The following is a 1,189-nucleotide window of genomic DNA, read 5'->3' on the forward strand; positions in this document are numbered from 1 at the left end:
ACGGCAACACCAATGTGGTCCCGGCGGGCACGGTGGTGACGGTGGTGGGGTTGGGTCCGGTGGAGGTGTCGCCAATCCTGGTGGTGGCTCCGGCGGCGGCGGGGTTGGCGGGTCAGCCGGTCACGGTGTCTCCGATTGTGGTGCTCACTGACCCGGATTCCGATATCGAGTCGGTGGTGGTCACGGTCGATGGTGGCGGGGTGCTGGGCTGGACGCTCTCTGGTGGCATTGATGCCGATGACTCGGTGGCTGGTCAGGTGACGTTCACGGGTGCGGCGAGTGCTGCGGTGTATCAGCAAGTGCTGCAATCACTCACGCTGACCTCGGCCTCAACAGGCGTCTCGACGGTGTCGTTCACGGTGACTGATGTTGATGGCAACTCCAACGTGTTGCCGGCGGCTACGGCGGTGACGGTGGTGGGTCTTGGGGCGGTGGAGGTTGCGCCGGTGGTGATCGTGGCCCCGGCCGCCGCAGGGACGACCGGCCAACCCATCACGGTCAGCCCGATTGTGGTGCTCACCGATCCGGATTCCGATATCGAGTCGGTGGTGGTCACGGTCGATGGTGGCGGGGTGCTGGGCTGGACGCTCTCTGGTGGCATTGATGCCGATGACTCGGTCGCTGGTCAGGTCACGTTCAGCGGTGCGGCCAGTGCGGCGGTGTATCAGCAAGTCCTGCAGTCGGTCACACTCACCTCGGCGACGGCTGGGGTGCAGACGGTGTCCTTTGAAGTGACTGATGTTGATGGCAACACGAACGTGTTGCCGGCGGCCACCGCGGTGACGGTGGTGGGGTTGGGTCCGGTCGAGGTGTCCCCGATCCTGGTGGTTGCTCCGGCGGCGGCAGGGTTGGCCGGGCAGCCGATCACGGTGTCTCCGGTGGTGGTGCTCACCGATCCCGACTCCGACATCGACTCGGTCGTTGTCACCGTCGATGGGGACGGCGTGCTGGGCTGGGGAACTCTGCCCGGCGGCATCGATGCTGATGACTCGGTGGCCGGCCAGGTGACGTTCTTTGGGGCTGCCACGGAGGCCGCCTACCGAGACCTGCTGCAATCACTCACGCTGACCTCCGCTTCGGCGGGGATTTCCACGGTGTCGTTCACGGTGACTGATGCCGACGGCAACACCAATGTGGTCCCGGCGTTCACTGTCGTGACGGTGGTGGGGTTGGGTCCGGTGGAAGGGCC

Annotated in this window: 1 protein-coding gene; it reads left to right on the plus strand. The window is 65.9% G+C overall.

Annotation, left to right across the window (positions count from 1 at the left end; translation table 11 throughout):
• Nucleotides 1-1,189: hypothetical protein (locus tag AWC12_RS28595; protein ID WP_165762870.1), on the plus strand; the 1,189-nt coding region annotated here is incomplete at both ends.

This window comes from Mycolicibacterium iranicum, from assembly GCF_002101705.1.
Classification (GTDB): domain Bacteria; phylum Actinomycetota; class Actinomycetes; order Mycobacteriales; family Mycobacteriaceae; genus Mycobacterium; species Mycobacterium iranicum.